This is a genomic window from Mycobacterium sp. (assembly GCF_035499775.1).
Taxonomy (GTDB): Bacteria; Actinomycetota; Actinomycetes; order Mycobacteriales; family Mycobacteriaceae; genus Mycobacterium.
In genome coordinates, this window is the sequence record NZ_DATJYB010000238.1 from 1 (window position 1) to 26,700 (window position 26,700).

Below are 26,700 nucleotides of genomic sequence, written 5' to 3' on the forward strand. Positions count from 1 at the left end.
GCAAACCGGTTCGCGTAGGTCATTCCTTCGTTCGCGTAACATCCCAAAACACGAGATCGGGCGAGTTAACCTAAGCAAGGGGACTCGCCCCCTCTCGTGTTTTTTGTTGTGGACGAATTTCTGAGAGGTTCTGATGCCGGCCGACTACGACGAGCTGTTCCAGTCGGCTGAGGGCACGGACGCTGCGGACCCGATGGAATCCGAGACGTTCTTCGATGTCAACGCTTCCTATCCGGCGACCGCCGCGCCGAAGGCCAACGGCCAGCCGCCCGCGGAGCCGGCCGAATGGATGCAGCAGTTCAAGCAGGCCCCGTCCGCACCCCCGCCCGAACCTCCCTCGCTGGTCACCGGGGGCTTCTCGGCCGAGCCCGAAGCGCCGGCGTCCGCGATGCCGTCCGGCGAACCCGCGCCCGCCGGACCGACCCGGCCCCCGATGCCGATCGGGGGGCCGCCGCCGGCACCACCCGAAGCTCCCCCGGCACCCCCGGAAGCTCACTTGGCTGAACCCGAACCTCAGCTAGCCGAACCCGAACCTCCCGCGGCGGCGATGCCGTCCAGCGGACCCTCAGCCACCAGACCCCAGCGCCCCCCGATGCCGATCGGCGGACCGCCGCCCGCCCCACCCGAACCAACTCCGGCTGAACCCGAGCTACCGCCGCCGCCATCGGAGCCGCCACCGGCCGAACCCGAATCCCGTTCAGCCCCAGCCGAGTCCCTGTGGTCGGTTGCGAAACCCGCATCCGAACCGGCGCCGCCCCGCCGGCCCCCTCCCCCAGCGCCCCCACGGGCCCCGATGCCGGCGGGCGGACCCCAACAACCTCCGTCCACCCGTCCGAGACGACCCCCGATGCCGGTTGACGGGCCCCAACAACCGTCGCCGCGACCACCCCAGGCGGGGACTCCGCCCGAGCCACCCCGTCGCACCCGGCCGCACCGCTACCGCCCGGACCCACCCGACGACGCGACCCCTGCGACCGCTGCGACCCCTGCGGCCAGTCGCCCCGTCGCGTTCCGCACCCGCAGAGACGCACCGGGGCCACCCCCGAGTGTTGAACCGGCAAGAGGCGTTGAACGGGCAAGAGGCGCGGAACCGGCAGGAAGCGCGGAACAAAGGGAACCGCAGCTCGCTCCTCCCACCAAGCCCACGCCGGCGCAGCCGCCCGCCGACCCCGCAACAGGTCGGCGCGCCCGGCGCCGCGTCGCCCCCGAGCCCGCTCCGGCGGCACGCCCGCCGGCCGCCAGTCGTGCCGCCGTGAAACGCGTAGCGCCGGACGGCGGCATGTTGCGGCGGGCGGAACCCGCGCGTCCCGAGCCCGCCAAGGCCGAGCCCGCCAAGGCCGAGCCCAAGAGGCCCGAGCCGATGACGCCCGGGCCGAGACGGTTGAAGGCCAAGGCGCCGAAAACGGTGCCGCACCGCGGCTGGCGGCGCTGGGTTCACACCTTGACGCGGATCAACCCAGGCTTGTCCCGTGGCGAGAAATACGAGCTGGAACTGCAGACCCGGATTCGCCGAAACCCCCACGGTCCGTACGAGATCGCGATCTTGGGCCTCAAAGGCGGAGCCGGTAAGACGACCGCGACCGTCGCGTTGGGCTCGTTGTTGGCGCGAGTGCGGGGCGACCGGATCCTGGTGCTCGACGCGGATCCGGGCTGTGGAAACCTCGCCGAGCGCACGGGACGGACGTCGGCCGGAAACATCGCGGATCTGCTGTCGGACAATGAGCTGTCGAATTACAACAAGGTCCGGGCCAACACCACGGTCAACGCGGTCAACCTCGAAGTACTCACCGCCGAGGACTACAGCGGCAGGCCCCGGGCGTTCGGCACAGATGCCTGGCACTACACGGCCGATTCCGTGTCGAAGTTCTACAACGTCGTGCTGGCCGACTGCGGAGCGGGCATGCTCGACCCGGCGACCCGCGGAGTGCTTGCCACCGCGGCCGGCGTGGTGATCGTGACCAGTGTGTCGATCGACAGCGCCCGCCAGGCCGCGACCGCACTGGACTGGTTGCGCAACAACGGGCACACGGACCTGATGAGCCGCGCCTGTATCGTGCTCAACCACGTCACACCGAAAGACCCCAATATCGCGGCCAAAGACCTGGCCAAGCGATTCGAACAGCAAGTTAGACCCGGCCGCGTTGTGGTCTTGCCCTGGGACAAGCACATCGCGTCCGGAAACGAGATAGAACTCGACCGGCTCGATCCAGTTTTCCGTCGTAGGGTGCTCGAGCTGGCCGCAGTGCTATCCGACGATTTCGAGAGGGCTGGACGTCGTTGAGCGCCCCTGCAGTTGCTGCCGGTAAGACCGCTCCCGGGGCATCCGGGACTCCCCCCGCCAGGCCCGCGGCCACCCGGGTGACCGTACTGACCGGCAAACGGATGACCGACTTGGTGCTGCCATCGGCCGCGCCGATGGAAAGCTACATCGACGAGACCGTCGCGGCGCTCGCCGAAATACTGGAAGATACCCCGGCCGATGTGCTGGCCGGCTTCGACTTCTCCGCCCAGGGGGTGTGGACGTTCGCCCGGCCCGGCTGCCCGCCGCTGAAGCTCGACCAGTCGATGGACGACGCCGGAGTGGTGGACGGATCGTTGCTGACCCTGGTGTCGGCAAGCCGCACCGAGCGGTATCGGCCGCTGGTCGAGGACGTCATCGACGCGATCGCGGTGCTCGACGAATCGCCCGAGTTCGACCGGGGGGCGCTGACCCGCTTTATCGCGGTAGCGATCCCGGTCCTCACGGTGGTGATCACGGGTGCCTCGGCACGGGCCTGGTGGGAGACCGGGCGCAGCGTGTTCTGGCCGGTAGGGATGGCGATCGCCGGAATCCTCGCGGTGGTGGGCTGCTTTGTCGCGAACAGGTTCTACGAGAATGCGCGGCTTTCCGACAGCCTGTTGCTCACGGCGTACCCGCTGTTCGCCACCGCCGCAGCGCTGGCAATCCCGTTCCCGCACGGGGTCAAGTCGCCGGGAGCGCCGCAGCTCGCCGGCGCCGCGGCGGCCATTCTGTTCTTGACGCTGCTCACCCGGGGTGGCCGGGTCAGGCGTTCGGAGTACGCCTCGTTCACCGTGATCACCGCGATCGCCATCGTCGCGGCCGCCCTTGCCTACGGCTATGGCTACGGGCGCTGGGTCCCTGCCGGAGCCATCGCGTTCGGGCTGTTCATCGTGACGAATGCGGCCAAACTGACCGTCGCGGTCGCGCGGATCGCCCTGCCGCCGATTCCGGTTCCCGGCGAGACAGTGGCCCACGAGGAACTGCTGGATCCCGTCGAGACCGACGCGGCCAGCGAAGACGAAACGCCGACCTGGCAGGCCATCATCGCTTCGGTGCCCGCCTCCGCCGTGCGGCTGACCGAGCGCAGCAACCTGGCCAAGCAATTGCTGATCGGGTACGTGACGTCCGGCACCCTGATCCTGGCTGCCGGGGCGATCGCGGTCGTGGTGCGCGGACACTTTTTCATACACAGCCTGGCGATAGCGGGTCTGATCACCATCACGTGCGGGTTCCGGTCACGGCTCTACGCCGAGCGTTGGTGCGCCTGGGCGTTGCTGGCCGCGGCCGTCGTCATTCCAACGGGAGTCATCATCCGGCTGTGCCACTGGTATCCGCACATCGCCTGGATGCTGTTGGCCGGCTACGTGGTCACCGGCATCGTGGTGCTGCTGACCGTGACGGCGGCGTCGAGGCGGACTCGTCGCACTTCGCCCGTCCTGAGGCGGACTCTGGAGCTGGTCGACGGCGCGGCGGTCGCTTCGATCATTCCCATGCTGCTGTGGATCACCAGCGTCTACGACATCGTCCGAAATATCCGGTTCTGAACCGCCCCGCCTAGCCCATTACCGCAGCTCAGGGGCTAGCGCGGGCCTTGGAAATTACTGCACTTCCGCTCCTGCGGGTCCGGTAAAATTTGCTGAATGGGCAACGTAGAGAGGGGATCCGACAATGGTTGACCCACTGTCCGTTGATCCAGCCCGGCTGAAAGAAGCCGGGGCCCAGCTGCTGGGCCTCGTCTTTCCGCAGTCCCCGCCGCCGATGACAGTGCCCGGATCGGACGCCCTGTCGGCCGCCATCAATGCGACCATGCCCAACATCGAGTCGCTGGTAAGCGAGGGTCTGCCTGGCGTAAAAGCCGCCCTCACCAGGACCGCGACCAGTATGGGCGAGGCCGGCGATACCTACCAGATGGCCGATCAGTCGATGGGCGAAGCTCTCGGCAAGTTCAAATTCAGCGCTGATGACCTGATGTCCGGCAAGGCGCTGGGAACGGTGAGCGGTCAGATGTCCCAACTGGCCAGCTCAGCGACGGACAAGTTGCCGCCGCCGCTCCAAGAGACGGCGTCACAGCTCTCCGCGGAGGCCACCAAGCTGCAGCCCCGGGTGGAAGCGACAGTGCCGCAGCTGGTCAAGCTGGCCCCGCAGGCCGCTCAGGCGGCGCAGCTGGCATCTCCGCTGATGTCGACCCTCGGTTCGGTCGCGGGGCAAGGCGGCGCCGGCGCCGGCGCCGCGGCGGCGCCCGCCGAGTTGGCCAGTGACACGAAGCCGGACCCGGACGGGTCCGACGACGACCAGGACAGCGACGACGGCGCCGCACCCGGCTCACACGGCAAGGGCAGCGCTCCCACCCACAGCGGCACCGCCGTCGGCGCGCGCCGCACGGGAACCACCGTCTAGCGCGTCGAACGTGGGGGAAATACACGCATTTCCAGCACTTTTCGTCCATATCACCCATGCTCGGCGAGTCGAGGCGCCATCGGGGCGCCCGATAAGAAGAGCCGGCGCCCTGGTTCGCGAACGGCGAGTGCGGACGCGGCTGCATCGGTAGCATGGCCCAGCGGAGTGGGGCGAGAGGGGTCAGCCGGTGGATGAAGTCGCGTTCGGGCGTTATCGGTTGCTGTCGCTGATCGGCGAGGGCGGCATGAGCAAGGTGTACCGGGCCAACGACACGGTGATCGGCCGCGACATCGCGATCAAGGTGCTGCCGCCGGCGATCGCGGCAGAACCGGGGTACGAGGAGCGGTTCCGGCGTGAGGCCCAAGCCGCCGCCCGGCTCAGCGAACCCCACATCATCCCGGTTTACGACACAGGGGAAATCGACGGCCAGCTATATCTGGTGATGCCGATCGTCGCGGGCACCGATCTACACAGCCTGCTCAGGCGGCACGGACCGATGAGTCCGCAACGAGCCGTACACGTGATCGAGCAACTCGCTGCGGCGCTGAACGTGGCGCACCAGCACGGGTTGGTGCACCGTGACGTCAAACCGTCGAACGCACTGGTGACCGACGACGACTTCGTGTATCTGATCGACTTCGGTATCGCCCACGACGCCGGAGCCACCAAGCTGACGCGCACGGGCGCGGTGGTGGGCACCATGGCCTACATGGCGCCGGAGCGGTTTACCGCAGGTACCGCCGACGCCCGCAGCGATGTGTACGCGCTGGCGTGCGTGCTCTACGAATGCCTGACCGGCGCCCAGCCGTATCCCGGGGACACCGTCGAACGCCAGATCGCCGGGCACCTGACGCTTCCCCCTCCCAAACCCACCGACCTCAACCCCGCTGTTCCGCCCGGGTTTGACGCGGTCATCGCGGCTGGCATGGCCAAGAAGCCGGAGGAGCGCTACCAGAGCGCCCGTGAGCTGGCGACCGCCGCGCGCACGGCGCTGGCCAGCGCGCCGGCTCCGGCCCCCATCCCGCAGCCCGCACCCACCGTGGCTGCCCAGCCGGCGCCAACCACACCCGTCACCCCCTGGCCCGCCTACGGTGCGCAGCCGCACTATCCGGCCGTCCCGCCGCAGCCCTACGGCCAGCCGCCGCCGTACGTTCCGGGGCCGCCCGGCCCGGGAGCGCCGTATCCCCCGCAATTCCAGCCCCCGCCGCAACGAGCACCCCGCTCGAGTCCGTTCGCGGGCGTGCCGCGCGGTGACTTCACGCTCGACGCGGCCGCCGTCGTCGCCTTGCTGGCGATACTGCTGCTGCCCTGGACGGCGACCCAGATGGGCTACAGCCGACCCGAAGTCATCGTCGGCTGCCTGCTCGGTCTCTGCGCGGTGGCCCTGCCTTACCTGAGCCGAACGGGCATGTTCGGGTCCGGGTGGACGCCGAAAAAGCTCCGGGTTGCCAAGCTGGTCACCGCTGTGCCGTTAGGGCTATGCGCTGCAACATATTTCGTCATCGACGCGATACTCGGTGCGATCAACGGCGGACTGACCCAGTACGCGCCCGCCGCCGGTGCGTGGATCGCTGCAGCCGCTTCAGTGCTGGCGGCCCTGCCACGCCGGTCGGACCTGATCGACGGTGGCTCGCCAGGCAATACCCGGCTGTGGGGAAACGTTCTGACCGTCACCTGCGTGGCACTGCCGGCGTGTGCGGCGCTCGCATTGCTCAGCGTGATGTTCGGTACCTACCGGTCACTGCCCGCGGTGCTCGAATTGCGCGCCCTGATCGCACTTCCGATCACCGAGGCGGTGATCTTGGGGATCTGGGTGATCGCGGTGTGGAAGGTCGCCCGGCAGGCCGCCCGCGGCGACGCGGCGGGGCGCCTCGTGCTCGCCGCCGCCGGTGCCGGCGCGCTGGTCTGGGCCATCTTTGCGGCCGTCGGCCAATTCACCCTCGGTACCGCCGAGTCGCTGCATCTGCCGTTCGGCGGGTTCACCCTCACAATGGTCGCCGCGCTGGTGGCCTCGTCGCCGTCGCTGCGTCAGCCCGGCGAGTGGTCGGAGGCGCAGACGTGGCTCTCGGCGGCGCGCGGAGTCCTCGGTCTGGCCGTCGTCGCGGACATCTTGCTACTGGCGCAGGTGATCGCCGCCGTGACGCTGACCGGCGCGCTGACCGTCGCGGTGTTCACCGCCGTGATCTGCGCCGGGGTGGGTGCCATCGCGGCGGACTGGGCGCGAGGACAGGTGATTCTCAACGCTTTACGCTGCCGCGTCCCCGTCCTGGTCGCGTCGACGGTTCAGGCTGTCACCGGGATTGTGGCGATCCTGGTGATGGGGCTCAGCCCGAACCCCTGGGAAGTGGTGACAGGCCCGGAAGTGATTGCGGCGCTTGCATTGCCGGCGGCGGCCGCGGGGTTTGTCACACTGCCGAAGCCGATCCGGACGTTCTTCCCGACCGCCGCCCCGATACCGCCGTCCGGTCCGCCCCTGGCGCCGGATCCCGCCGCCCTGGCCGCTGATCCCGGCACGCCGCCCCACGTCCTGCACAACCTGGCGCAGCAACACATCGCGCTGTGGCCGCGCATCGCAGGCAATCCCGCCGCCCCGCACGACCTGCTCGCGTGGCTGGCTCAGTCCCCCGACCCCGAAGTCCACGCCGCGCTGCGCGCCCGTCAACGGTGAGGCCCGATCCGATGAATCCCGAAGGACCACACATGAGTTGGCAAGCCCCGCCGACTCAGTACGCACCGCAGTACGCCGCGGCCCCCGCAGTCCCCGCGCCGCAACACCCCGGCCGGGGGCCGGGGCAGACGGCGATCCTGCGCTGGGTGGGAGCCGCCGTCGCCGTCTGTCTGCTGCTTACCGGCGCGGTGGTGCTGCACCGGACCGTGCTGTCGAGTGTTTTCGGCGGGGCGGCCTCACCGGAGGAGGCGGTCAACCAGACGATCGCGGCCATCGAGCACGGTGACCTTACGCGGCTGGGCTTGTTCGTGCCGCCCGACGAGGTCGCCGGGCTCGGCGAGGTCGCGAAACAGGCCAAGCGCATCTCGTCGGACCTGGGTGCGGGCGGCGGCCTGAGCGGCGGCAAGGCAAGCGAGGCCGGCGTACAGGTGAGCGTCAAGAACCTCAAGCTCAAAACCCAGAACGAGCAGACTGGACTGACCAAGGTCAGCATCGAAAACGCCGACATCACAGCGTCATTCGATCCCGCGAAGGTTTCCGGTCCGATGAAGACCTATCTCGACAAGCGGGGTGCGCAAGCGAAGAGCACGACGATCACGGTCCGTGGCGCCGACATCACGACCGACGGCAGCACGCGCACATTCCGTATCAATGACCGTCAGCAGTCGCCCTTTGTGATGACGGTCCAACGGGACGGCAGCTGGTATGTCAGCCCGCTGTTCACCTTGTTCCAGTACGCCACCGAGGAACGGGGCTACCCGACTTCAGCGGCTGCTGCCGCACCCGGCTTCGGCTCACCGGTCGAGGCGGCCCAAGGCTATCTGTCCGCGCTGGCAAAGTCACTCAACAATCGCGACATCACCGAATTCGCCCGGGCTACCGGAGGCGTCGAGGGCCGTCTGCTGCTGACCTACCGCAACCTGGTCAACTCGAGGCTGGACAAAATGAGCAGCAGCAACTTCTCGATGGACCTCGGCGGCAGCCAGTTCCGGGTGCTGTCCGTCGACGGAAACACCGCCCGGGTCCGGCCGGAGAGCCTGCACCTGACCATCACGGAGTCCAGCGAAACCCATCGGGTCGACTGGGACGGCCAGTGCCTGAAGGTCGAAAACCCTGGACACGTGCAGCGAATCTGCCTGGGCGACAAGTCGACCATCGGCCCGTACACCCCACTCGTCGAGCGCCTCGACTATCTGGTCGCGGTCCGCTCCGACGGCGGCTGGAAGGCCAGCGCCACGCGCACGGTGTTCAGCTGGGCTGCCGACGCGCTGAGCTGGATCGGTGCTGCCGAGATGCCGGTGATCAAGGCGCTGACCCGGCAAGACCCGACCGAGCTGACCAAAGTCGCGAAGGTCGCTGACACGATAGGCATCGGCAGCACCGGCACGGTCAACATCCCTGCGATCGGACCCTACGTCGACGGCGGGTATGCGGTCGTCACCATCCCCAACCCGGGGGGCCGGCGGTTCGCCGTGTACTGCCGCGCGAAAAGCATGGGATGTAACGTCGCCACGCTCGTCACGCCGTCCGGTAAGAGCCAGAAACGCTACGCAGGTGGACGCGGCGGCGAAACGGGCGACTACAAGGCGATCCTTATCGCCGGGACCGGCGACGTCGAGGTCTCTGTCGAATCGCGCTGAGTTCACCCGGCCGAGCAGCCGTGGAAGGTCAGGAGGCGTCGGCCAGGGCGCTGTCCATTAGCCCGGCGACGTACTCCCAGTACAGCCAATCCGCGACGGCAGGACGCTGGGCCTCCGCGTCGGCCGCGGAGTATGCCCGATGCAACGCCAGCTCTCGGGCGTGCGCGGCATAACCGTGGAAAGCCCGCAGATGCGGGGCCTCCCGGCCGGCGGCGTTGGTGGTCATGAACTTCATGACCTCGAACCACATCATCACCCGGTTGTCTTCCGGCGCGTTTTCGGCGGCCGGCGCCGGCGGCAACAGGTCGGTCAACTGCTGGTCCTTGGTGTCCGCGAGCCGGGCCGACGCCTCGGGGTCGACGACCCGCAGCCGGGACAGCCCGGCCATCCGCCCGCTTTCGGGTATGTCGTCGGCCTCGAGGATGATCTTGGCCGCACCGGGATCGGAGTTGGCCAACTGCTCCTCGGTGCCGATCACGGCACGCAGCTTGGTCTCGTGATGGACCGCCCAGCCCTGCACGGCCATCACCGGATAGGTGGCGCAGCGGGCCCGGTCGGCGGCCGGGATCTCGTCGTCGGCGCTGGCCAGGTAGACCATGTCCGGCAACTCCACCCCTTCGGGGATGTAGGCCAGCCCATAGCTGTTGGCCAGCACGATCTTGCCGTCCTTGGTCACCGCGGTGATCCAGTAGAAGCCGAAATCGCCATTGCCGGGGGTGTCGGATGCGTTCAATGCCGCCGCGATACGCCGAGCCACGTTCAGTGGGTCGTCTTTGGCGCTGCCACGGGCGCTGGACGCCGCTGCGGCGGCGTCGCGCGCGGCCCGCGCGCCGGAGACCGGGATCAGCGACGCGATCGCGCCGGGATCCAGCAGGTCGCCGGGATTATGGTGGCCGGCGGGAGCTGCCGGACGCATCGCACCCGCCGCGCGGGTGCCGCCAGAGGACGACGACGTCCCGGTTGCCTTGCCCGCCGAACCCAGCGGGGCGCGCCCGGTCCCGGAACGCGCCGAGGCCGGCGACACCGAGCCCGAATTCCCGAGCGAACCGGGACCCGCGCCCGCACCAGGACCGGGACCCGCGCCGACACCGCCCAACCCGCCAACGCCCGCGCGCCCGGCCGCCGCACCGCCGGTGGCGGCGGCGGGGGCCACCGCCGCTGACGTGTCGTCGCCGGCCGATGTCCCTGGCGAGGCGGTCGCCGGCTGAGCGGCATGCCCGATGGTGTCTTCCATCAACGCCGCCGGCCGCACGTGGGCCCCCGGGTCGGCTGCCGCCGGGACCTGCGGGTCCACCGGCGTGGCCGGACGGCTGTCGGGCGACGGCGGCACGGACGGGTTCACCGGCTGCGGCGCGGGCCCCGGCGTCGGTGTGGGAGTCGGCGTCGGCGTCGGCGTCGGCGTGGGAGTCGGCGTCGGCGTCGGCGTGGGGGTCGGCATCGGGGTTGGCGTGATCGGAGTGACCGGCGTAACCGGATTCACCGGGGTGACCGGGGTGACCGGGGTGTCCGGCGTCGGCTTGATCGGAGTGACCGGGGTGACCGGCGTGACCGGATGCACCGGCGTAACCGGATTCACCGGGGTCACCGGCGTGACCGGCCGCGGGACGACGGGTGTGACCGGGTTGACCGGGTTGACCGGGTTGACCGGGTTGATCGGGTAGACCGGCGTGACCGGCGTCGGTACCTCGGGTGTAACCGGGGTGATCGGTAGATCCGCCGGCGGTCCGTCCAGGGTCGGTATCTCGACGGCCGGCGGCACTTTCTGGTTCAGCAGGTCCTTCAGCGCATTGTGCGGGGGTTGCCAGTTCTTGGACTCGAGCACCAACTCGGCGGTGCTGTTGACCACGCCGACGTTGGCCCCGTGCGCGGCGTTGATCAATTTGTTAATCGCGGTGGCTTTTTCGTCGGAGTCCATCTCGGTGTCATTCTCCAGGATGGATATGTCCCGATGCGCGCCGTCCACATTGTTGCCGATATCGGATTTCGCCTGCACGACCAGCCCGGCGACATGCTGGTGCCAGGTGATCACCGTCGCCAGATAATCCTGCAGCGTCATCATTTCGGTGACGTTTTTACCGAGCGCACCATTGGCGGCAGTGGCCGCGGTCCCCGACCAAACACCACCTTCGAAGACCTGAGTTTTCTGCCGCTTGGTGGCATCCAGGACGTCGGTGACTTTCAGCAGCATCCGGTGGTACTGCTGGGCCCGGTCGTAGTAGCTGTTCTCGTCGGTGTCCGGCCAGCCGCCCGGGCTCAGCATCGACTCGGCATACTCACCCGTCGGCCTCGCAATGCCCATCGCCTACTCCTCTTCCAACAGCTGCCAGGCCGCGTCGACCACACATCGTTCCAACCAGCCTAACCGACACTAAGACCAGCTAGATGCAGCAATTTCGGCGTCAGGACCTGCTGGAAGCCGGTGTTGCCGACCACCCGCCAGAGCAGTCGCGGTCGGGACGGCTACGCCCCGGGCAACTGCTCGGCAAGCTTGCCCAGCACCGCGTTCAGCTGGTCCCCGGACACTTTGGTGTAGGCCTGTGCCGCTTGCTGCGCATTCTGTAGCGCCTCGTTGATCCGTGCTTCCACCAACTGGTAGCCCTGGTCCAGCAGGCCACTCTCGATCTTGAGGCTGGTGAGCCATTGGTAGCCGTTTATCTCTACATGGACGGTTCGCTCTGCGTCCGTGGCCCGGAAGACCCCTTCGCCCATCTGGTTGAACTGACTTTCCAGAGCCGCTTGAAATTGCGACAACACAGCCAGCACCTTGAAGGATTCGGGGTTCAATTCCTCCATCATTTCGACTCCTTACCAGTTGGACTGCGGCGATTACCGATTACGGCCTCGGTCCACGCCCGATCTTCTTTGTAGAGCGCTTCATCGTCTTGTTGAGAGGTCTTGCTCTTGCTGGATCCGCCCGCGCCGTGTGCACCGCCCATCGGCATACCGCCCATGCCACCGCCGGCCGCTCCGGAACCGGCGGCCGCGCCGCGGCCGGCACCCGCCGCGTCAGTGGTCGCCGCCGGCGCCACAGCCCCTGCGTCGACTGCAGGTGCGAGCGGCCCCCCTCCGCCCGCGCCGCCACCACCAAGGGACATCGGCTTCATCCCGCCGGCGCCGCCGCCGGGCATCTTCGGCGCCTCGTGGTGCGCGGCCCCGGTCAGCGTCGCCCCCGCGCCGCCGGCCGGCGAACCACCGCCCGACCCGCCCGACCCCATCTGCGGCATCTGCGGCATCTGCGGCATCTGGCCGCTGCCGCCGCCGGTCAGCGCGCTCATGATCTGGCTGGGGATCAGGCCCTGAGGCGGCGGCGTGTCGATCTTCACGGCGGCCGGAGGCTTGGGCGGATTGATCGGATCCAGGCTCGCCTTGGTGTTGTAATCCGACAACACCTGGGTCGACGTGTCCTGGTAGGCCTTGTACTGCTTCATCAGCTCTTGCCTGACCCCATCAGAGGTGGCTTGGGCGTAGGCCCTCTCCAGCCCTTCTACCTGAGCCAACGTCGGATGCTGCGCGACCGCCCACTTGTGCAGCTCCGCGACGTATCGAGCCTGCTTAGCCATCGACGCGCTCAATTGCGCCATGAAGCCGACCCACTGATTCTGCTGATCCATGGATGCCGTCACAGCGGCGGCCGCCTCGCCTTCCCAGTTCTGAAAGCCCCGGAATCGCGTGACGATCCCTTGCAACGTCAGGTTGTAGTCCATCCACTGATCGGCAAACGCCGCAAAAGAGGTGGACTGGTCGGGTTCGGCGACCTGCCGCGCCGCCGCTTTGAGGTCGGTGAAATCGGGTCCGCCTGCGGTCGCCGTCTGCGTGTCGGACAACGCCGTCGGGCCGGTGTCACCGGCCGAGAGCATCTGGGACGCATCGGATACGGTGCCGCCGCTGGTCATCGCCGCCGCGCCGGTCTCGTCGACTTCGCCGTAGGCTTTGGCCGCGTTCCGCATCGAGGTGGCCAGACGTGTCCACTCCTGATGGCCCGCCTGCAGGTAGTTCAGCATGTTGTTGGAGGACAACACCAGTTGCCTGGCCGCAGTGTCCGCCGCCTTGAAGCCACACGGCTTCATCGGGGTGATGTTCGGGAGCGTCGGTAGCGCTTGCTCCACTTCGGTGGCCCTGCCCAATATTTCGGTCTGTTCCACCGTCATCGTCTGCGGCTGCGTCATCTCGCTGAATCCTCCTTTGTGCTACAGCCATTATCGTCGCTGAAATCACCGCCTCCCGCACCAAAATTCGAGGTCCCGCCATAACGCCGTCGCCGGACTGTCACCGCGAACTACTTGGGCAGGGACAGCTGATAGCGGCTTTCCTCGGGTGGGGAAATGCGCTGAATCGGCAGCTGGCGGTGGCGCGGAGTGCTGATGCCGTTGTGCCGCAATATCACCCGGTCGACGCCAGGATGCGGACCCAGATACGTCGTCGCGTTCGGCCAGGTCACCTTGGCCACCGAACCGATCTGTGCGCCGATCAGTTCCGCGAACTCCTTGAACTGCGGTCCGACGGTGACCACGGCACCCGCGGCCGCCGCGCGCACCGCGAACTGAGCGAAAGTCTGGGCGTCACCCAGGCTCAGGGTGGCGTCGACGTCGTCGAACGGCATGTACACCGGACACTTGTTGGACGTCTGGCCGATCAGTACACCCGCCGACCCGATCGGCAGCTGACAGTGCCGGTTGGCGACGAGGGTCTGGCCGGCCAACCCGGACCGCTGGCCGCCGAACAACCGGGAGAACCCGCGTGGTGTCTTCGGCTTCCCCAGCGTGGTCAACAGCACCGTGGAGCGCGGCGGCTCCCCGACGACGACCCGGACCCGGGTGATGGTGTGGTCGGCACGTGTCGACCACCACGCATCCGGACCGGACGGCGCCGTGTAGGCCACGGTGTAGGTGTTGCGGCCCAGGATCATCGCCCACTTCTCGCGCGCGAAGCCGATGTCGGTGGCGTGGTCGAAATCGTCGAAACTGCGGCAACACACCGCGTCGACGCCGTGACTGGCCAGCTGGTCGGCGATGCGCGTCGTCGACGCCACCAGGTACCGCGCCAGCCCCGGCACGCCCTCGTCGCGGCGCAGCGACGACCTGCGGGTGCGCTTCGGATCGCCACGCAACACGATCCAGGTGCGCCGGCTGGCGGGAGCCGGGTCGATACCGGTCACCTGCCGATACACCCGGACCACATCGCGTGTTGCGGTGGTGCCGACCCGGTAGCCCGCCGACACGACGTCGGCCTCCAGGTCCGGACAGTGCACCGACAGCAGGTCTTCCAGCAGCCGGGTGTCCAGCATGTCGTCGGTGTGGGCCTTGCCGTCGACGATCACCGTCGGCGTGAACGGCCTGGGGATGAGCTCGATGACCGAAACCAGGTCCTCGCCCTGCCAGCGCACCGCGACGTGATCCCCCGGCTTCACCGTCGCGCCGACGACGGGTTCCGACGGGGGGTTGGGCAACTTGCGCCGCCGCCGGAACCACCGGAAGACGGTCGCCACCCAGCCCGTCACCCGGCGCCCGGAGAAAGTGACCATCATCAGGACGGCGAGCAGCCCCACCAGAGCCGGGCCCAGCCATGGGTAGCGGGTGTCCATGAACAACATGACGGCGGGCGGGCCCAGCGCCGCCAGCCACACCGCGTGCCCGGTGCTGAACCGCAGCCGTATCGGACTCCTCATGGGCGCCTCAACGCGCGGCTGACCAGTGCCACCAGGGCCAGCGTCAACGTCAGTCCCCCGACCGCCAGCGCCACATACGTGATGGGCCGGTGATCGGGGCCGGGTGCTGCGACCGGGGCCGGAACCCGCCTGACGTTGATCGGCGCCGAGGCGGGGCCCGCCGGGATGTCCCAGGTGAGCGCCGCGACCGCGTCGATGACGCCGTTGCCGACGACGTCGTCGACGCCGCCTCCCGGATGTCGCGTGGTGGACGTGATGCGGTTGATGACCTGAGCCGGAGTCAGGTTGGGGAAGCGCTGGCGCACCAGCGCCGCCAGCCCCGAAACATACGCCGCGGCAAACGAAGTGCCCGCGATCGGCACCGGGCCCTCCTTGCCCTGCAGCGCGTTCACCACCTCGCCGTGGTAGCCCAGCGCGACGATGTTTTCCGCGGGCGCGGCGACGGCGACCCACGGTCCGTGCATCGAGAAGGAGCTCGGCGTGCCGTTCTGCCCGATGCCCCCGACAGTCAGTACCAACGGTGCGTACCACGCCGGCGTCACGATCGTCCCTACCTTGGCCCAACCGCGAGGGTCGGCAGGCGTCGACGCATCCGGCAGCGGATTCTGCGTGCAGTCGCCACCGGTGTTGCCGGCCGCCACGACGATCACCGTGTTCTTGACGTTGACCGCGTAGTTGATGGCCGCGCCCAGGGTGACCTCGTCCAGCGGCCTGGTCACCTTGTAGCAGGCGGCTTCGCTGATGTTGATCACCCCCACGCCCAGGTTGGCGGCGTGCACCACCGCCCGGGCCAGGCTGCGCACCGATCCCGCGGCCGGTGTGGAATTGGGGTCGTTCTGATTGACCTGCGCGTTGACCGGCTGGAAGGCCTCCGACGTCTGACGCAGCGAGAGCAGGCGCGCGTCGGGCGCGACGCCGACGAATCCGTCGGTGGGTGCGGGCCGGCCGGCGATGATGGACGCGGTCAGCGTCCCGTGGGAGTCGCAGTCAGACAACCCGTTGCCGGCCTGGTCGACGAAGTCGCCACCCGGTTCCGCGGGCACCCGCGGCGAGGCCTCGACGCCGGTGTCGATCACGGCCACCGTCACCCCGGCCCCGGTGGCGAATTTGTGGGCGTCGGCGACAGCCAGGTACGTGTTGCTCCACGGCGGATCGTGGAAGTTGGAGTCCGGCAACGCGGTCGGCGCCGAGCAAATGCTGCGTTGCTGGGTGGGCGTGTCCGGCCCGAGCGTATCCGGCGGCACCGCACCCGGATCGATCGTGGGCGGCTGGATTGCCAACGCAGCGGGCGCAGTCAGCGCGGCCAGCACTGCGAGCACCACCGTCATCAGGAAGAAACGGCGCACCCCCAGGACACTCCCTTCTTCCAAATTCGTTCAGCCGCTGCGCTGCCGCGGCTCGCACGCACGTCTGACCAGCGCGGCGGGCCTGCGTGCATCTTAATCTTTGCGACCACGTCGACGGCCCTTTTCGGTCCGCGGCTTGGGTTTCAGTGCAGCTGGCTGGCCAGCTTGTTAACCAGCGCGCCGTTGAGGTACGCGGTGGCCGCCGGGCCGCCGGTGTCGAGCGCGGTGATGGTGGCCGGGTCGTCGACGATGACCAGGACGCCGCGATAGCCGCTGTACAGCGCGGGCAGGCCGCCGTACCCGCCGCCGCCGGCGGCCTTGTCGGTGCGCAGCAACAGGACAACGTCGCCGAAATCGGTCTTGGCGGGGTCGAGGCGCACCACGGCCGGGTCGCCGGGGCCGGCGCGCCGATAGTGCGTGTTGTACGTGAACCCAAGGCCTTCCAGGTAATTGGTCGGTGCGGATACCCGGGCGGCCACGGTGGAGCCGGCGTCGGAGTAGTTGACCGCGGTGATCGACTTGGCGTCGAAGGCCGGGTGCTGGGACTTCATTTTGGATTGTTGGGCAGCCGCGTCCGCGAGCAGCTTCTTGGCGGCGTCCGAGCGGCCCAAAGCGGTGGCGATCCAGCTCAGCTGCGTCTGCCAGGTCCAATCTTGCGAGGTGTCGGCCGGACGGGTCAGGGTGGGCGCGATGGCGGACAGCTTGTCGTAGGTGGGTTTGTCGATATCGGCGGTGTCGATGATCAGGTCGGGTTTGGCTGCGGCGAGCGTCGCGAGCGTGCCGGAATCGGCGGCATCGGCACCGGGGGACACCGGCACGGACGAATGCACCATGGTTTGAAGCCAATTCGGCAAGCCGTCTCGGTTGCCGCCGATCAACACCGGCTGCACACCCAGGGATAACACCGCGTCGGGATCGCCGGGGCCCAGTGCGGCGACGGCCAGCGGTCGGTGCTGCAGCGAGACGGCTCCGTAGGTGCCGTTCAGGGTCTGCGGTTGATAGGGCGCTAAGTCGTTGTGGCGCTGGCTGATAACGATGACGGCGACCACCGCGGCGACCACGAGCGCGATCGCCAGCGCGCCCACCAGGGCGCCGCGGCTGCGCCGCCTCCGCTGTGGCGACGGTGGCGGCACTGGCGGCGCGGCGACCGGCCGCGGCGGTGTGGTCCAGGGTCTGGTCACGTTAGCCCGATCGGGGGTTGCGTGGCCGCCGGTCAGGGCCGCCGCGGTCGCGGCGGCCAGCGCACCGGCACTCTGAAAGCGGTCAGCGGGGTCCTTGGCCAGGGCGCGGGCGATGACGTCGTCGATGGCCGGCGGCAGGTCGGGGACGTAGTCGGTGGGCGGCGGAATCGGCTGCACCACATGGGCTATCAGCGTGGCCGCGATTCCCTGGACCTCGTCATACGGTGTGCGGCCGGTCAGCAGCTCGAACAGCGAGCAGCCCAGCGCATAGCTGTCGGCCCGGTGATCCACCTCCCGGTCTTGGACCGCCTCGGGTGCGGCATAGTCGGCGGTGGTCACCAGCGAGCCGGTTGCGGTGAGGCTGGTGGCGTCGTCGAGCGCTCGGGCGATGCCGAAGTCGGCCAACAGCGTTCGTTCTTCCTGCTGGCCGGCACCGGCCCCGGAGATCAGGAAATTGGCGGGTTTGACGTCGCGGTGCAGCACCCGGCGGGAGTGGGCGTAGTCGAGGGCCCTGGCGACGTCGGTGATGATGCGCACGATCCGGGCCGGGGTGCGGTTGGCGCCGGCCAGCTGATCGGCGGGCAGGCCGTCGACGTACTCCATGGCGATCCAGAGGTGGCCGTCGTCGGTCTGGCCGCGGTCGTACACCGTGACGATGTTGGGGTGATTGAGCGTGGCGGCCAGGTCGGCCTCGCGGATGAAGCGGGCCCGGAATCTGTCGTTGACGGATAGTTCGGCGGACAGGATCTTCAGCGCATCGTTGCGCGGCAAGGTGGGATGGCGTGCGATGTAGACCGTGCCCATGCCACCGGAGCCCAGCACGCCCTCGATCCGGTAGCCCGCGACGAGGGTTCCTGCAGACAGCGGCATCGCCGGGTCACCTTCCCTGGCCGAGCAGACGCCCTCTGCTCACGCGGCGGCCAGGATCAGGTACTGGGCGGCGATCGCCTGGTGCGCGTCCGGTTCCTGGGCCGCGGTGGCCTGGATCGCGTAGCGGTCGGACGAGGCGACGCACATGAAGCGCACCGACTCGTCGTGCGACTGGCCGGAGCCGCGGTCGAAGCAGCGGGCCCCGGGCAGTCCGCTGATGCCGCCGACGGGTTTGTAGCCCAGCTGCGAAATGTCCTTCAGGTGGATCAGCCCGTCGACGGCGCGCAGTGCGCCGGGCGTGTCGACGGTTTCATACACCGTCGTCCGGTCGATCGACACGCGCAGCACGCCGGCCTCGGTGAACACCGCCTCCGCTTCGTCCGGGTTGCCTCTGAAATGAAGTGCGCCGTGCGGCTGGAAGACGGCCCCCTCATCGATCGTCGGGTTCGCCGCGGGTACTGTGCGGGCCAGCAACCCGGCGGGGTCTTTGGGCAGGGTGGCGAACTGATCGACCGGCGTTGTCTGGAACCGGTCGATCAACGCGCCCTGCAAGTCCAGCGTCCTGGCGATCAGATCGGCGACCGCACCCGCGCTGTCCTTGGCCCCCGCGTGTTGGTAGAGCAGGTAGGTGCCGTGCGAGGTGAACGCCGAAGCCTCAAAACCCGTAGCGGTCTTAGCCGTATCGGCAAGCGTTTCGGGGTGGCGCGGGATCGGCAGCGGTGTGACCGGGTCGGTGGCGGCGAGGTCGGCGGCGGCGGCCGCGGCGTCTTCCGGCGAAGCGAACCGCAGCACCGCGTTGTCGAGGATCCTGTCGTCTGCCGCTGACGTCCGCCCGCTGACAAACCCGAGCAGATAGTGATGTGCCCCCGCCCGCCCCGCCAGGGTTTCGGAGAACACCATTGTCAACGACTTGGTCGTGGACATCGCTCCGGTCGGCGTCGAGTGCGACTCGATCAACGCCGGCTCGACCTCCCACGGGCCGATGGTGTTGTCAGCCAGGCGACGGCTTTCCGCCAAACGCCCGGCGTCCTCGTTTCCCACCGTGCCCAGCGGCGGACGCGGTGTGCGCGGATAGCTGCCGGGATCCAACATTGCGAGGTTGACCGTCGAGGGCGCCGCCCCGGTGGACTTCACCGCGCCGCCGCCCTGGTTCGACGTGCAGCCGGCGCTGAACACGACCGCTGCCACCAGGGCTATGGCATTTGCCCCGCGAGCGCGCGCAGGTGCACGCAACACGCCGGCCGCCGACGGCATTTTGCGCACCTTCGCGCCGGCCCGTGCGGGAAGTCGGACAAGTCTCATGGCTAGCTCATCCTAAGAGCGGGCGGCGTAACCGCAGTTGTCTTTCGCCGCGCGGGCATATTTTGCGGGCCTCCGATGCCGGTCGAGGTGCCGTTTGCCATCATCGAGCCTCAAGGAAGGTGGTGATCACCACGGCGCACGAGAAACCGGCGATGACCGTCGGCCTGAATCAGGATGGGCTGCGCGGTCAGGCCGCACGCATCTACGACCCGGACAGCGATTTCGTCGTCGACGACAGTCTGGTACCTGCGGAATTCACCGACGGCACACCGGCGTATCACGGCCAGGACGTCGTCATCGCCGACGACACACCGAACGTGTACGGCGCGCTCATCGTCTACAAGCCGGGTGAACCGAACAACACCGTGACCTTGCCACACTATCTGCTGGCCGTTCCGACGCAGCAGTACGGCACCCTGACGCCCGCCGAATTCCGTTGCTTTTACGAATATCTCGGCCTGACAAGACCCTGGATCGCCCAGTACCTCAATGTCGACGAAGCCGACGTCCGCGGCTGGGAAGACGGTACCGACCCGATCCCGGTGTCAGCCGCGACCGAACTCAAGGGCCTCGCCCGGGTGGCCGACGAGCTGGTGCACAAACTTGCCACCGACCTGCAGGCGGGAGGCGTCATGACGACCTACCGCACCGATGCCCAGTTCCGCGCGGCCGACCCGTTCGGACTCACCTATCCCGCATCCTGGCACCGCGCCGTCGCAGCCCGGGTGGCCGACCGAACACCTACCACGACAATCGATTACCGCGACTGACCGCGCGTGGAGTTCACAGGTGGATCGGCACATGCTTTTCCGCACACGCGTCTTTGACTGCGACCGTCACGTCGCCGGCGCGCAGCGTTTGTAGGTCCTCGACGGTCACCGAGCCCTTGTCACTGCGGTGCTGAGCGGCCACTCGCGAATCCCGCAGCCGCTCGGCGCGTTCGACGACGTTGCGGGCGAAGCGGCCGTTGTGCATGACGTCGATGCCGTGCGTGCCGTCGGCAGCGCGGTAGCCGCGCAGCTTCGCACACGCCGCGTTGAGCGCTTCGCACGCGGCGGGCTCGAGAACCGTGGCGCGCGGCCCCCCGTAGCGCACCGCGATCTCCACCAATTCGTCGGGCGTGTAGGACTCGAACCGCAATTTGCGGTTGAAGCGGCCCGCCAGGCCCGGGTTGACGGTGAGAAATTCGTCGACTTCCTTTTCGTATCCCGCGCCGATGAAGCAGAAGTCGAAGCGGTGTACCTCGAGGGCGACCAACAGCTGGTTGACCGCCTCCATGCCGATCATGTCCGGACGGCCGTCCTGATGGCGCTCCACCAGTGAGTAGAACTCGTCCATGAACAGGATCCGGCCCAGTGAGCGGTTGATCAGTTCGTTGGTCTTGGGGCCCGAGGCGCCGATGTGTTCCCCGCAGAAGTCGGCCCGCTTGACTTCGACGATCTCGGGATGGCGCACGATGCCCAAGCCGGCGTAGATCTTTCCCAGCGCCTCCGCGGTGGTGGTCTTGCCGGTCCCGGGCGGTCCGACCAGCAGCATGTGGTTGGTTTGATTGGCCACCGGCAGACCGGCCGCCAGACGCAGCGCCCGAACCTCGATCTGGTCCTCGAGTTCGGCCACCGCACGCTTGACGTCGGCCAAGCCGACCTGGTTGTCGAGCAGGGCCCGCCCCTCCGCCAGGAGTTGGCCGCGCCGTTCGTCGTTCTCCTCCTCGCGGCGCTGGTTTTCGGACCGCTCGGTGCCGACGTCCCATTTGTCGGTGCGGGTGCCGATGGCGCGTTCGTCGGTGATCACCAGCTGCAGCGACGGGTCGGCCAGCGCCTGTTTGGCGGCCTCGAGCAGCGCGCCGTTGATGGTCGCCTTGGACAGCCAGATCTGCGCCTCGTGCTCCTCGTCGAGCTGCCGATGCGCCATCCCCCGCACGTAGCACAGGTCGGCCGCGATCAATGGAAAGTCGCTGGGATCGATTGCGGTGATGGCGGCTTCGTGATGGCGGCGACGAGCTTCGGACGGGCCCGCGTGTCCGCTGCGCAGCTCGACCCGATCGGTCCAGTCGAGCGCGACCCGCGCCTGCCCGAGATGTGCCGCCGCATGGGCCGCCAGCGCGCAGGTAGCCGCGGTGACCGCCGACATGATGATGGCCTGCGGCGGCAAGATGGCCGCCGCCACCGAGACGACGTCCGGCCAGCGCTGGGTGGCGAACATCAGGTAGGCCTCGATGTACTGCTGCCACTGATGATTTTCCCAGGTGTCCAGCAGCGCCGAATCCGCAAGCAGCGCTTCGGCTTTCTCGTACTGGCGGTCATCGATGAGCGCACTGGCCAGCGCCAGGCCGGCGTGCGACGCCTCGGTCACCGAAATAGACAGGTAGGGACCGGCTTTGATCGGCGCCGACAAGCGCACCCCCAGCCGGTTCGTCTCCCGGTGCAGCCGGGCGCCGTACTTGTAGAGCTGCTGCACCGTCGGCAACGTCTCGTCACCCGCGGCGATCCGGCCCAACCAGGCGTCGGCCATCGACGGGTCGATCTCGGTGGCCTCGGCAAAGCGCGCCCCGGCGCCGGTCGCGTCGGAGTCCAGCAACGTCATCGCCTGGTCGAACCTCTTGCGGGCGGCGGCCGTTCCTGTGGTGCTTGTCATGTTCTCTTGGTACTCGTCTTCTCTTGGTACTCGTCATTGTGTGTCAACCGATTCGAGCTCACCGGTCCGTAACACAGTCGGCTCGGCGGAGACGTAGCGGTTCTCGGCGCGGAACAACTCCACCTCCACCGCATGCACTTGATCCGCGGCCGTCACCTCCACCGTCGCCGCACCCGTCTGCGTGATCAGCACGTTGGCGGTGCCCCGGTATTGCTCGCCCGGTTCGGCGACCGAGATCAGGGTGTTCGGCCGCGGAGCGGGGGTCAGCGTGCCGTCCACCACACTGACCGTCGTGCCCGAGACCGGCTTGGGCTGGTCGGTCACGGCGATGTCGGGCATCCGAACGCTGCTCCACCGCTGCGTGTTTCGGGTATGCACGGTGATCCGCTCGCCGGCCCCGGCCAGCCGGACCACGATCCGCTTGGCCAGCGAACCCTCGGCGGCGATGTGCACCCGGCTGAACTCCCCCGCGTCGTCCAGCGGCAGCATCATCCGGTTTCCGCCGGCGACCTTGCCCAGCAGCACCCCCGACGGTCCGATGGGGACGACGAGCGGGCCGCGCAGCACTCCCCGGCCAATGCTGTGCAGCGACGGCATCGGACCGCACAGATTGGCCGCGATGGCCTGCGCCTGCTCGCCCGGCAACGTCTTCAACATCGTGCTCGGCGGGGCCGTCGGCGGTTGTGCGCTACGCACCGTCACCGTCGCGGTGGCGCCGCCGTCCCGAAAGAGTGTGACGTTCTGGATGATTCCGTCGGCCCGCATCGACCAGGCCTGGGCCAGCTTCTCGGCGGTGATGTCGTCGGGCGGGTACCAGTAGGTCGTCAGCCACCCGTTGTCACCGCGAACCGAGCGCCAGCGCCTGTTGGGCACGTCCAGCGCGGGCCGGCCCAACCGTCGTTCCATCTCGACGATGTCGGTGGCGGTCGCGACTTTCGCGCGAATCCCCTGTTGCCGCATGGCCGCGCCGATCCGCTGCGCAGCCGCCAGCGTCGCGGTGCCCAGCGACGTGCGCGACTGCAGCGCTTCGGCGTTGTCCAGCGCCGAGATTCGCACGACCAACCAGGTTTCCCGCTGACCGGCATACGGCGGGGTGCCGATCAGCGTGTCGTACACCCGCGGGTAGTCGCCGATGCTGCGCCGTCGGGCCCCGGCGCTGATCACACTCAGCGAATCGATGCTCAGACCGAGGCATTGGTGCAGCAGCGGCAGCAGATCGGTGATGTCGAACGCGTTTTCGGTGTACGTGGACGTCGACCCGGTGAACAACGTTGGCGTGTGGGCCTTCCCGAGCAGCTGCACCGCAACCGCCGCGATGCCGTCCTGGTACCGGACTCCGCCACCGGCGCGATCGTTGACCACCGTGAGCGGTTCTGTCCACTCGATGCGGCGCCGCCGCCGCAGCCACAGCGCCAGCCACGACCACAGCGGCTGGCCGCGCCACCTGACCACGCCCACGGCGACTCCGAGTACCAAACCGGCTGCAGCACCTGCATATTCACCGACGGCCCAGCCGACCAGGGTGGAGATGAACACGCCGACGATGGTCGTCAGCTTCGTCCCGGCACTCATCGCTGCCGCCGTGCCCGCGCGATCAGCCAGGCGACGCCGACCGCAGCCGCGACCACACCGGCGAATACCAGCGCCACGGTGCGGGCCCGGTGATCCGGCGCGGGTGGCGGCGCAGCGGGCGTGATCACACGACTGGAAGCCTCCGGTGGAAGTCGCTCTCCCGCAGGAACATCGAAGGTCAGCGCGGCCACCGGGTCGACCACTCCGTAACCGACCTGATTGTCGACGCCGCGCGGCGGATTGTGCGCGGTCTGCAAGATCCGGTTGATGATCTGGTGCGCAGACAACCCCGGATATTTGGCCCGCACCAAGGCGACCACCCCACTGACGTAGGCGGCCGAGAAGCTGGTGCCCCAGATCGGCATGTTCTTGTCGCCCGGGCGAATTGGAGGGTAGGCGTTGACCGGGCCGCCGGTGTCCGGCGACAGCCCCATGATCCCGACGCCGGGGGCCGCGGCGGCCACCCAGGGCCCGGCCAGGCTCTTGCTGATCGGCGCACCGGTGTTGTCGACGGCGCCCACCGACAACACGTAATCAGAGAACCACGACGGCGACGACACGGTCTTGACTTGGTGCCAGTCGCGGGGGTCGGACGCGGTGAGCGGGTCGAACGACGGGTTTTGGGCGCAGCCGTCTTCGCTGTCGTTGCCGGCCGCGGCGACGATCACGGCGTCCTTCACGGTGGCGGCATACCAGACCGCGGCGCCGATCGCGCCCTGGTCCAGCGGGTCGGCAACCGACACGCACGCCGTCACGCTGACGTTGATCACCTTGGCGCCCATGTTGGCGGCGTGCACGATTGCGCTGGCGAGCGAGGCGATGGTGCCCGCCTTCTTGCGACCCTCCATGTCGCCGGGACCGGGGTTGACGGGTTCGAAGGCTCGCGAGGACTGGCGGATCGAGATGACCACCGCGTGCGGCGCGACGCCGACGACTCCGTCGGGCGCACCCGGCGGCGGTGGTGGCACCTCGGGATCGTCGGAGTGCTCGGTGCCGGGATCCCCCGGCGCGTTTGACGGCACATCCGGCGGTGGCGGTGGCGGCGCCGACACGGTTTGGGTGATTGTCACCGGAGAAGGCGGTGGTGGAGGCGCGGGGGGTGGCGGTGGACCGCCGGGCGGTGGGGCCCCCGCGTCGGCCGGCGGCGGCCCGGCCGGCGCCGGGAACGCCGGAGTGCCCGGCATCCGTGCGGGCATCGGAATGCCCTGCGGCGCAGCCCCGATCACCGAGGCCACGATGGTGCCGTGCGCGTCGCAGTCGGTCAGCCCGTCGCCGCCCATGATGTAGTCGCCGCCCGCGACCACCGGCAGCCGGCGGCTGGGGTTGATGCCGGTGTCGATGACGGCCACCGGCACCCCGTTGCCGGTGGAGTACTGCCAGGCCTTGCTGATGTTCAGCATGGTGAAACCCGGCGCGGCGACTGCCACGTTGGGGTCGGCGACGGTGATCGTCCGCGCGCATGCGAAGCTTTGCCGCATCGGCTGATCGGACGCCGGTTTGCCATCTGCCGGTACCCGACTGGGATCGACCTTCGGCGGCGGAATCGCCCGCGCCGCAGGAAGGCTCGCTGACGGCACCACCAGCAGACCCGCCAGCACCAGCGCCGCGATCCGCTGCAGCGCTCCCCGCGATCCCGATACTTGAGTCATCGCATGCGTACCCAGGTGAACAGCCCGCCGATCCAGGCGGCCAGCGGCAGGGCCGCGATGACCGCGGCGATCTCCACCCATTCGGCGGTCATCCGCACCAACGGGGTGAACCTGGTGACCGGCACCAATAGCGCCGCCAGCAGGCCGGCCCCGCCGAACCCGGCCAGCACCAGCGCGCCCCACAGCACCGAGTGGGCCGAACCGGATTCGTGCACAACGTATTTGACGACGCCGACACACACCGCCGCCGCGGCGCCGCACACCAGCGCGACGGCCTGGCCTTTGTCGGCGAATGCCCTTCCCCGGCTGATGAAGATCACCACGAACAGCCCGGCCAGCACCGCGGCGGGCACGCCGCGCTCGCCTCCCGGCATCAGGGTCGCCCACACCGCGGCGGGCAGTGCCAGTCCGGCGCCCACGCACATGCCGGTCAGGACGGCATTGGCGCGTTTCGCCGCGGCCGCGATCTGTGCGCCGCGCGGGGTGGTATCCGGGTTCGCTTCCTCGTCGGCATTCTCGTCCGCTTCGTTGACGGGCGTGACCACATCCGGCGGCAGACCGGCGCTGCGGCGAAACAGATCACGCCCGGTGATGGACCCGAAGTAGGGTGGCCGGATCCGCGCCACCCACAGCGCGATCGTCGGGGCCAGGGTCAGCAAGAGCAACAACGCGACCAGGGTGCACATGCCGAGCCACTGGGCGGGAACCGGTCGCCACATCCGGGCCGCCGCGACCGCGCCGCCGAGCCCGCACAGGGTCACCACCGTTGCCGCCACGTTGATATGGCGTCGTGTCACCGCGGCGAGACCGCAGGTCAGCACAGCGGCGGCCAAGGCGGCGATGAACAGGTGCGCGGACCCGAGTTTGCCGGGCGCGCCGCACCCGAGGCTGACCACCAGCAGCGGCACCGCAAGCCAACCGAGTCCGTCGACCATGTCGGCGCGATGCGGCCACCAACGCCACACCGCCGCCGCGCCGCCGGCGGCCAACAGACCGGCAGCGGCGGTCACGATGCTGGGCAGCAGCGAATCGCTCGCGGTGCGCTGCCACAGGGCCAGACCCAGCACCGTCGCCGCGACCATTGCCAAGATGAAAAGCGCTGTGTGCAAGGCGGTTTGGACGGTAACGGGGTCGAACAGCTGCTTGCCGATCCGGGCCAGTCCGGTGGACAGCGACTCGTACTGCGGCTCGAACGATTCGCCTTCCACCGCGGGCACCAGCGCGAGCGTGGCGCCGTCTTCGACGCCGAGCTCGTCGAGCGTCTTGGTGACGTCGAGCCGCACGCCGTTGGCCTTGTGCAGCTCGTATCCGACGCCGGGCTCCAGCCCGGCAAAGCCGCGGCGTTTGAGCTCGTCGTTGAGCAGCTCGACGATGTCGTCGATGAACACCTCGATCGGCACCGAGGCCGGGTAGACCTGCGAAACGAGGTGTTCCCCACAGACGACCGCAACCGCGCACCGAGCCGGAAACGACACCTTACCCATCGCTGGGGGCA

General features: G+C 68.7%; 17 protein-coding genes. 6 read left to right on the forward strand and 11 right to left on the reverse strand.

Going from position 1 to position 26,700, the window contains the following annotated elements; all coding sequences use genetic code 11:
* Positions 1-133: 133 nt before the first annotated feature.
* The 5 genes from VML93_RS38600 to VML93_RS15815 all read left to right on the forward strand — a co-directional run bounded on the left by VML93_RS38600 (position 134) and on the right by VML93_RS15815 (position 8,986).
* Positions 134-2,281 carry a MinD/ParA family ATP-binding protein gene (locus VML93_RS38600; protein ID WP_414686366.1) on the forward strand — a complete coding sequence of 716 codons (2,148 nt, stop codon included), beginning with the start codon at positions 134-136 and terminating at the stop codon, positions 2,279-2,281.
* Entirely contained in the window at positions 2,278-3,825 is a 1,548-nt protein-coding gene (gene eccD, locus VML93_RS15800) for a type VII secretion integral membrane protein EccD (RefSeq protein WP_325612010.1), read from the forward strand. The genes VML93_RS38600 and eccD (VML93_RS15800) overlap by 4 nt, the downstream gene beginning before the upstream one ends.
* A gap of 124 nt (positions 3,826-3,949) precedes the next feature.
* Positions 3,950-4,678, forward strand: a complete 729-nt coding sequence (locus VML93_RS15805; RefSeq protein WP_325612011.1) for a hypothetical protein — start codon at positions 3,950-3,952, stop codon at positions 4,676-4,678.
* A gap of 187 nt (positions 4,679-4,865) precedes the next feature.
* Entirely contained in the window at positions 4,866-7,346 is a 2,481-nt protein-coding gene (locus VML93_RS15810; protein WP_325612013.1) for a serine/threonine-protein kinase, read from the forward strand.
* A gap of 32 nt (positions 7,347-7,378) precedes the next feature.
* Positions 7,379-8,986 carry a hypothetical protein gene (locus VML93_RS15815; protein ID WP_325612015.1) on the forward strand — a complete coding sequence of 536 codons (1,608 nt, stop codon included), beginning with the start codon at positions 7,379-7,381 and terminating at the stop codon, positions 8,984-8,986.
* A 28-nt stretch (positions 8,987-9,014) separates the two neighbouring features.
* On the opposite strand, the gene VML93_RS15820 is transcribed toward VML93_RS15815, so the two are convergent.
* The 7 genes from VML93_RS15820 to VML93_RS15850 all read right to left on the reverse strand — a co-directional run bounded on the left by VML93_RS15820 (position 9,015) and on the right by VML93_RS15850 (position 19,350).
* Complete coding sequence (locus VML93_RS15820) at positions 9,015-11,285, reverse strand: secretion protein EspK (RefSeq protein ID WP_325612017.1); 2,271 nt, start codon at positions 11,283-11,285, stop codon at positions 9,015-9,017.
* Between the two features lie 161 nt (positions 11,286-11,446).
* Complete coding sequence (locus VML93_RS15825) at positions 11,447-11,782, reverse strand: YbaB/EbfC family nucleoid-associated protein (RefSeq protein WP_325612018.1); 336 nt, start codon at positions 11,780-11,782, stop codon at positions 11,447-11,449.
* On the reverse strand, positions 11,779-13,152 hold the full coding sequence (locus VML93_RS15830; protein ID WP_325612020.1) for a PPE domain-containing protein: 1,374 nt from the start codon (positions 13,150-13,152) through the stop codon (positions 11,779-11,781). The genes VML93_RS15825 and VML93_RS15830 overlap by 4 nt, the downstream gene beginning before the upstream one ends.
* A 110-nt stretch (positions 13,153-13,262) precedes the next feature.
* Positions 13,263-14,651, reverse strand: a complete 1,389-nt coding sequence (gene eccE / locus VML93_RS15835) for a type VII secretion protein EccE (RefSeq protein ID WP_325612022.1) — start codon at positions 14,649-14,651, stop codon at positions 13,263-13,265.
* Positions 14,648-15,997, reverse strand: coding sequence for a type VII secretion-associated serine protease mycosin (gene mycP, locus VML93_RS15840; RefSeq protein ID WP_325612023.1), 1,350 nt, complete (start codon positions 15,995-15,997; stop codon positions 14,648-14,650). Before mycP ends, eccE (VML93_RS15835) begins: the two co-directional genes overlap by 4 nt.
* Positions 15,998-16,140: 143 nt before the next feature.
* A complete protein-coding gene (locus VML93_RS15845) occupies positions 16,141-18,048 on the reverse strand; it encodes a serine/threonine-protein kinase (RefSeq protein WP_325612025.1) in 1,908 nt (635 codons plus the stop codon).
* A 39-nt stretch (positions 18,049-18,087) separates the two neighbouring features.
* Positions 18,088-19,350 carry a DUF7373 family lipoprotein gene (locus VML93_RS15850; RefSeq protein WP_325612026.1) on the reverse strand — a complete coding sequence of 421 codons (1,263 nt, stop codon included), beginning with the start codon at positions 19,348-19,350 and terminating at the stop codon, positions 18,088-18,090.
* Between the two features lie 122 nt (positions 19,351-19,472).
* Here VML93_RS15850 and VML93_RS15855 point away from each other — a divergent pair, with 122 nt between their 5' ends.
* Positions 19,473-20,120, forward strand: a complete 648-nt coding sequence (locus VML93_RS15855; RefSeq protein ID WP_325612028.1) for a DUF7161 family protein — start codon at positions 19,473-19,475, stop codon at positions 20,118-20,120.
* A gap of 13 nt (positions 20,121-20,133) precedes the next feature.
* On the opposite strand, the gene eccA is transcribed toward VML93_RS15855, so the two are convergent.
* Genes eccA through eccD (VML93_RS15875) form a run of 4 tightly spaced genes read right to left on the reverse strand, consistent with a single transcriptional unit; the run spans position 20,134 to position 26,689 of the window.
* Positions 20,134-21,984, reverse strand: a complete 1,851-nt coding sequence (gene eccA / locus VML93_RS15860) for a type VII secretion AAA-ATPase EccA (protein WP_414686367.1) — start codon at positions 21,982-21,984, stop codon at positions 20,134-20,136.
* Between the two features lie 33 nt (positions 21,985-22,017).
* Positions 22,018-23,556: a type VII secretion protein EccE gene (gene eccE / locus VML93_RS15865; RefSeq protein ID WP_325612030.1), complete on the reverse strand. Its 1,539-nt coding sequence runs from the start codon at positions 23,554-23,556 to the stop codon at positions 22,018-22,020.
* Complete coding sequence (locus VML93_RS15870) at positions 23,553-25,205, reverse strand: S8 family serine peptidase (protein WP_325612031.1); 1,653 nt, start codon at positions 25,203-25,205, stop codon at positions 23,553-23,555. Before VML93_RS15870 ends, eccE (VML93_RS15865) begins: the two co-directional genes overlap by 4 nt.
* Positions 25,202-26,689, reverse strand: a complete 1,488-nt coding sequence (eccD, locus tag VML93_RS15875; protein WP_325612033.1) for a type VII secretion integral membrane protein EccD — start codon at positions 26,687-26,689, stop codon at positions 25,202-25,204. Before eccD (VML93_RS15875) ends, VML93_RS15870 begins: the two co-directional genes overlap by 4 nt.
* Between the last annotated feature and the right edge of the window lie 11 nt (positions 26,690-26,700).

Excerpts from the sequence above, each read along its gene's own strand:
- VML93_RS15820 (WP_325612017.1), bottom strand. The coding sequence starts at position 11,285 with ATGGGCATTGCGAGGCCGACGGGTGAGTATGCCGAGTCGATGCTGAGC.
- VML93_RS38600 (WP_414686366.1), top strand. The coding sequence starts at position 134 with ATGCCGGCCGACTACGACGAGCTGTTCCAGTCGGCTGAGGGCACGGAC.
- eccE (WP_325612030.1), bottom strand. The coding sequence starts at position 23,556 with ATGAGTGCCGGGACGAAGCTGACGACCATCGTCGGCGTGTTCATCTCC.
- VML93_RS15805 (WP_325612011.1), top strand. The coding sequence starts at position 3,950 with ATGGTTGACCCACTGTCCGTTGATCCAGCCCGGCTGAAAGAAGCCGGG.
- VML93_RS15815 (WP_325612015.1), top strand. The coding sequence starts at position 7,379 with ATGAGTTGGCAAGCCCCGCCGACTCAGTACGCACCGCAGTACGCCGCG.
- eccE (WP_325612022.1), bottom strand. The coding sequence starts at position 14,651 with ATGAGGAGTCCGATACGGCTGCGGTTCAGCACCGGGCACGCGGTGTGG.
- eccA (WP_414686367.1), bottom strand. The coding sequence starts at position 21,984 with ATGACAAGCACCACAGGAACGGCCGCCGCCCGCAAGAGGTTCGACCAG.
- VML93_RS15830 (WP_325612020.1), bottom strand. The coding sequence starts at position 13,152 with ATGACGCAGCCGCAGACGATGACGGTGGAACAGACCGAAATATTGGGC.
- VML93_RS15870 (WP_325612031.1), bottom strand. The coding sequence starts at position 25,205 with ATGACTCAAGTATCGGGATCGCGGGGAGCGCTGCAGCGGATCGCGGCG.
- VML93_RS15845 (WP_325612025.1), bottom strand. The coding sequence starts at position 18,048 with ATGCCGCTGTCTGCAGGAACCCTCGTCGCGGGCTACCGGATCGAGGGC.
- eccD (WP_325612033.1), bottom strand. The coding sequence starts at position 26,689 with ATGGGTAAGGTGTCGTTTCCGGCTCGGTGCGCGGTTGCGGTCGTCTGT.
- VML93_RS15850 (WP_325612026.1), bottom strand. The coding sequence starts at position 19,350 with ATGAGACTTGTCCGACTTCCCGCACGGGCCGGCGCGAAGGTGCGCAAA.
- VML93_RS15825 (WP_325612018.1), bottom strand. The coding sequence starts at position 11,782 with ATGATGGAGGAATTGAACCCCGAATCCTTCAAGGTGCTGGCTGTGTTG.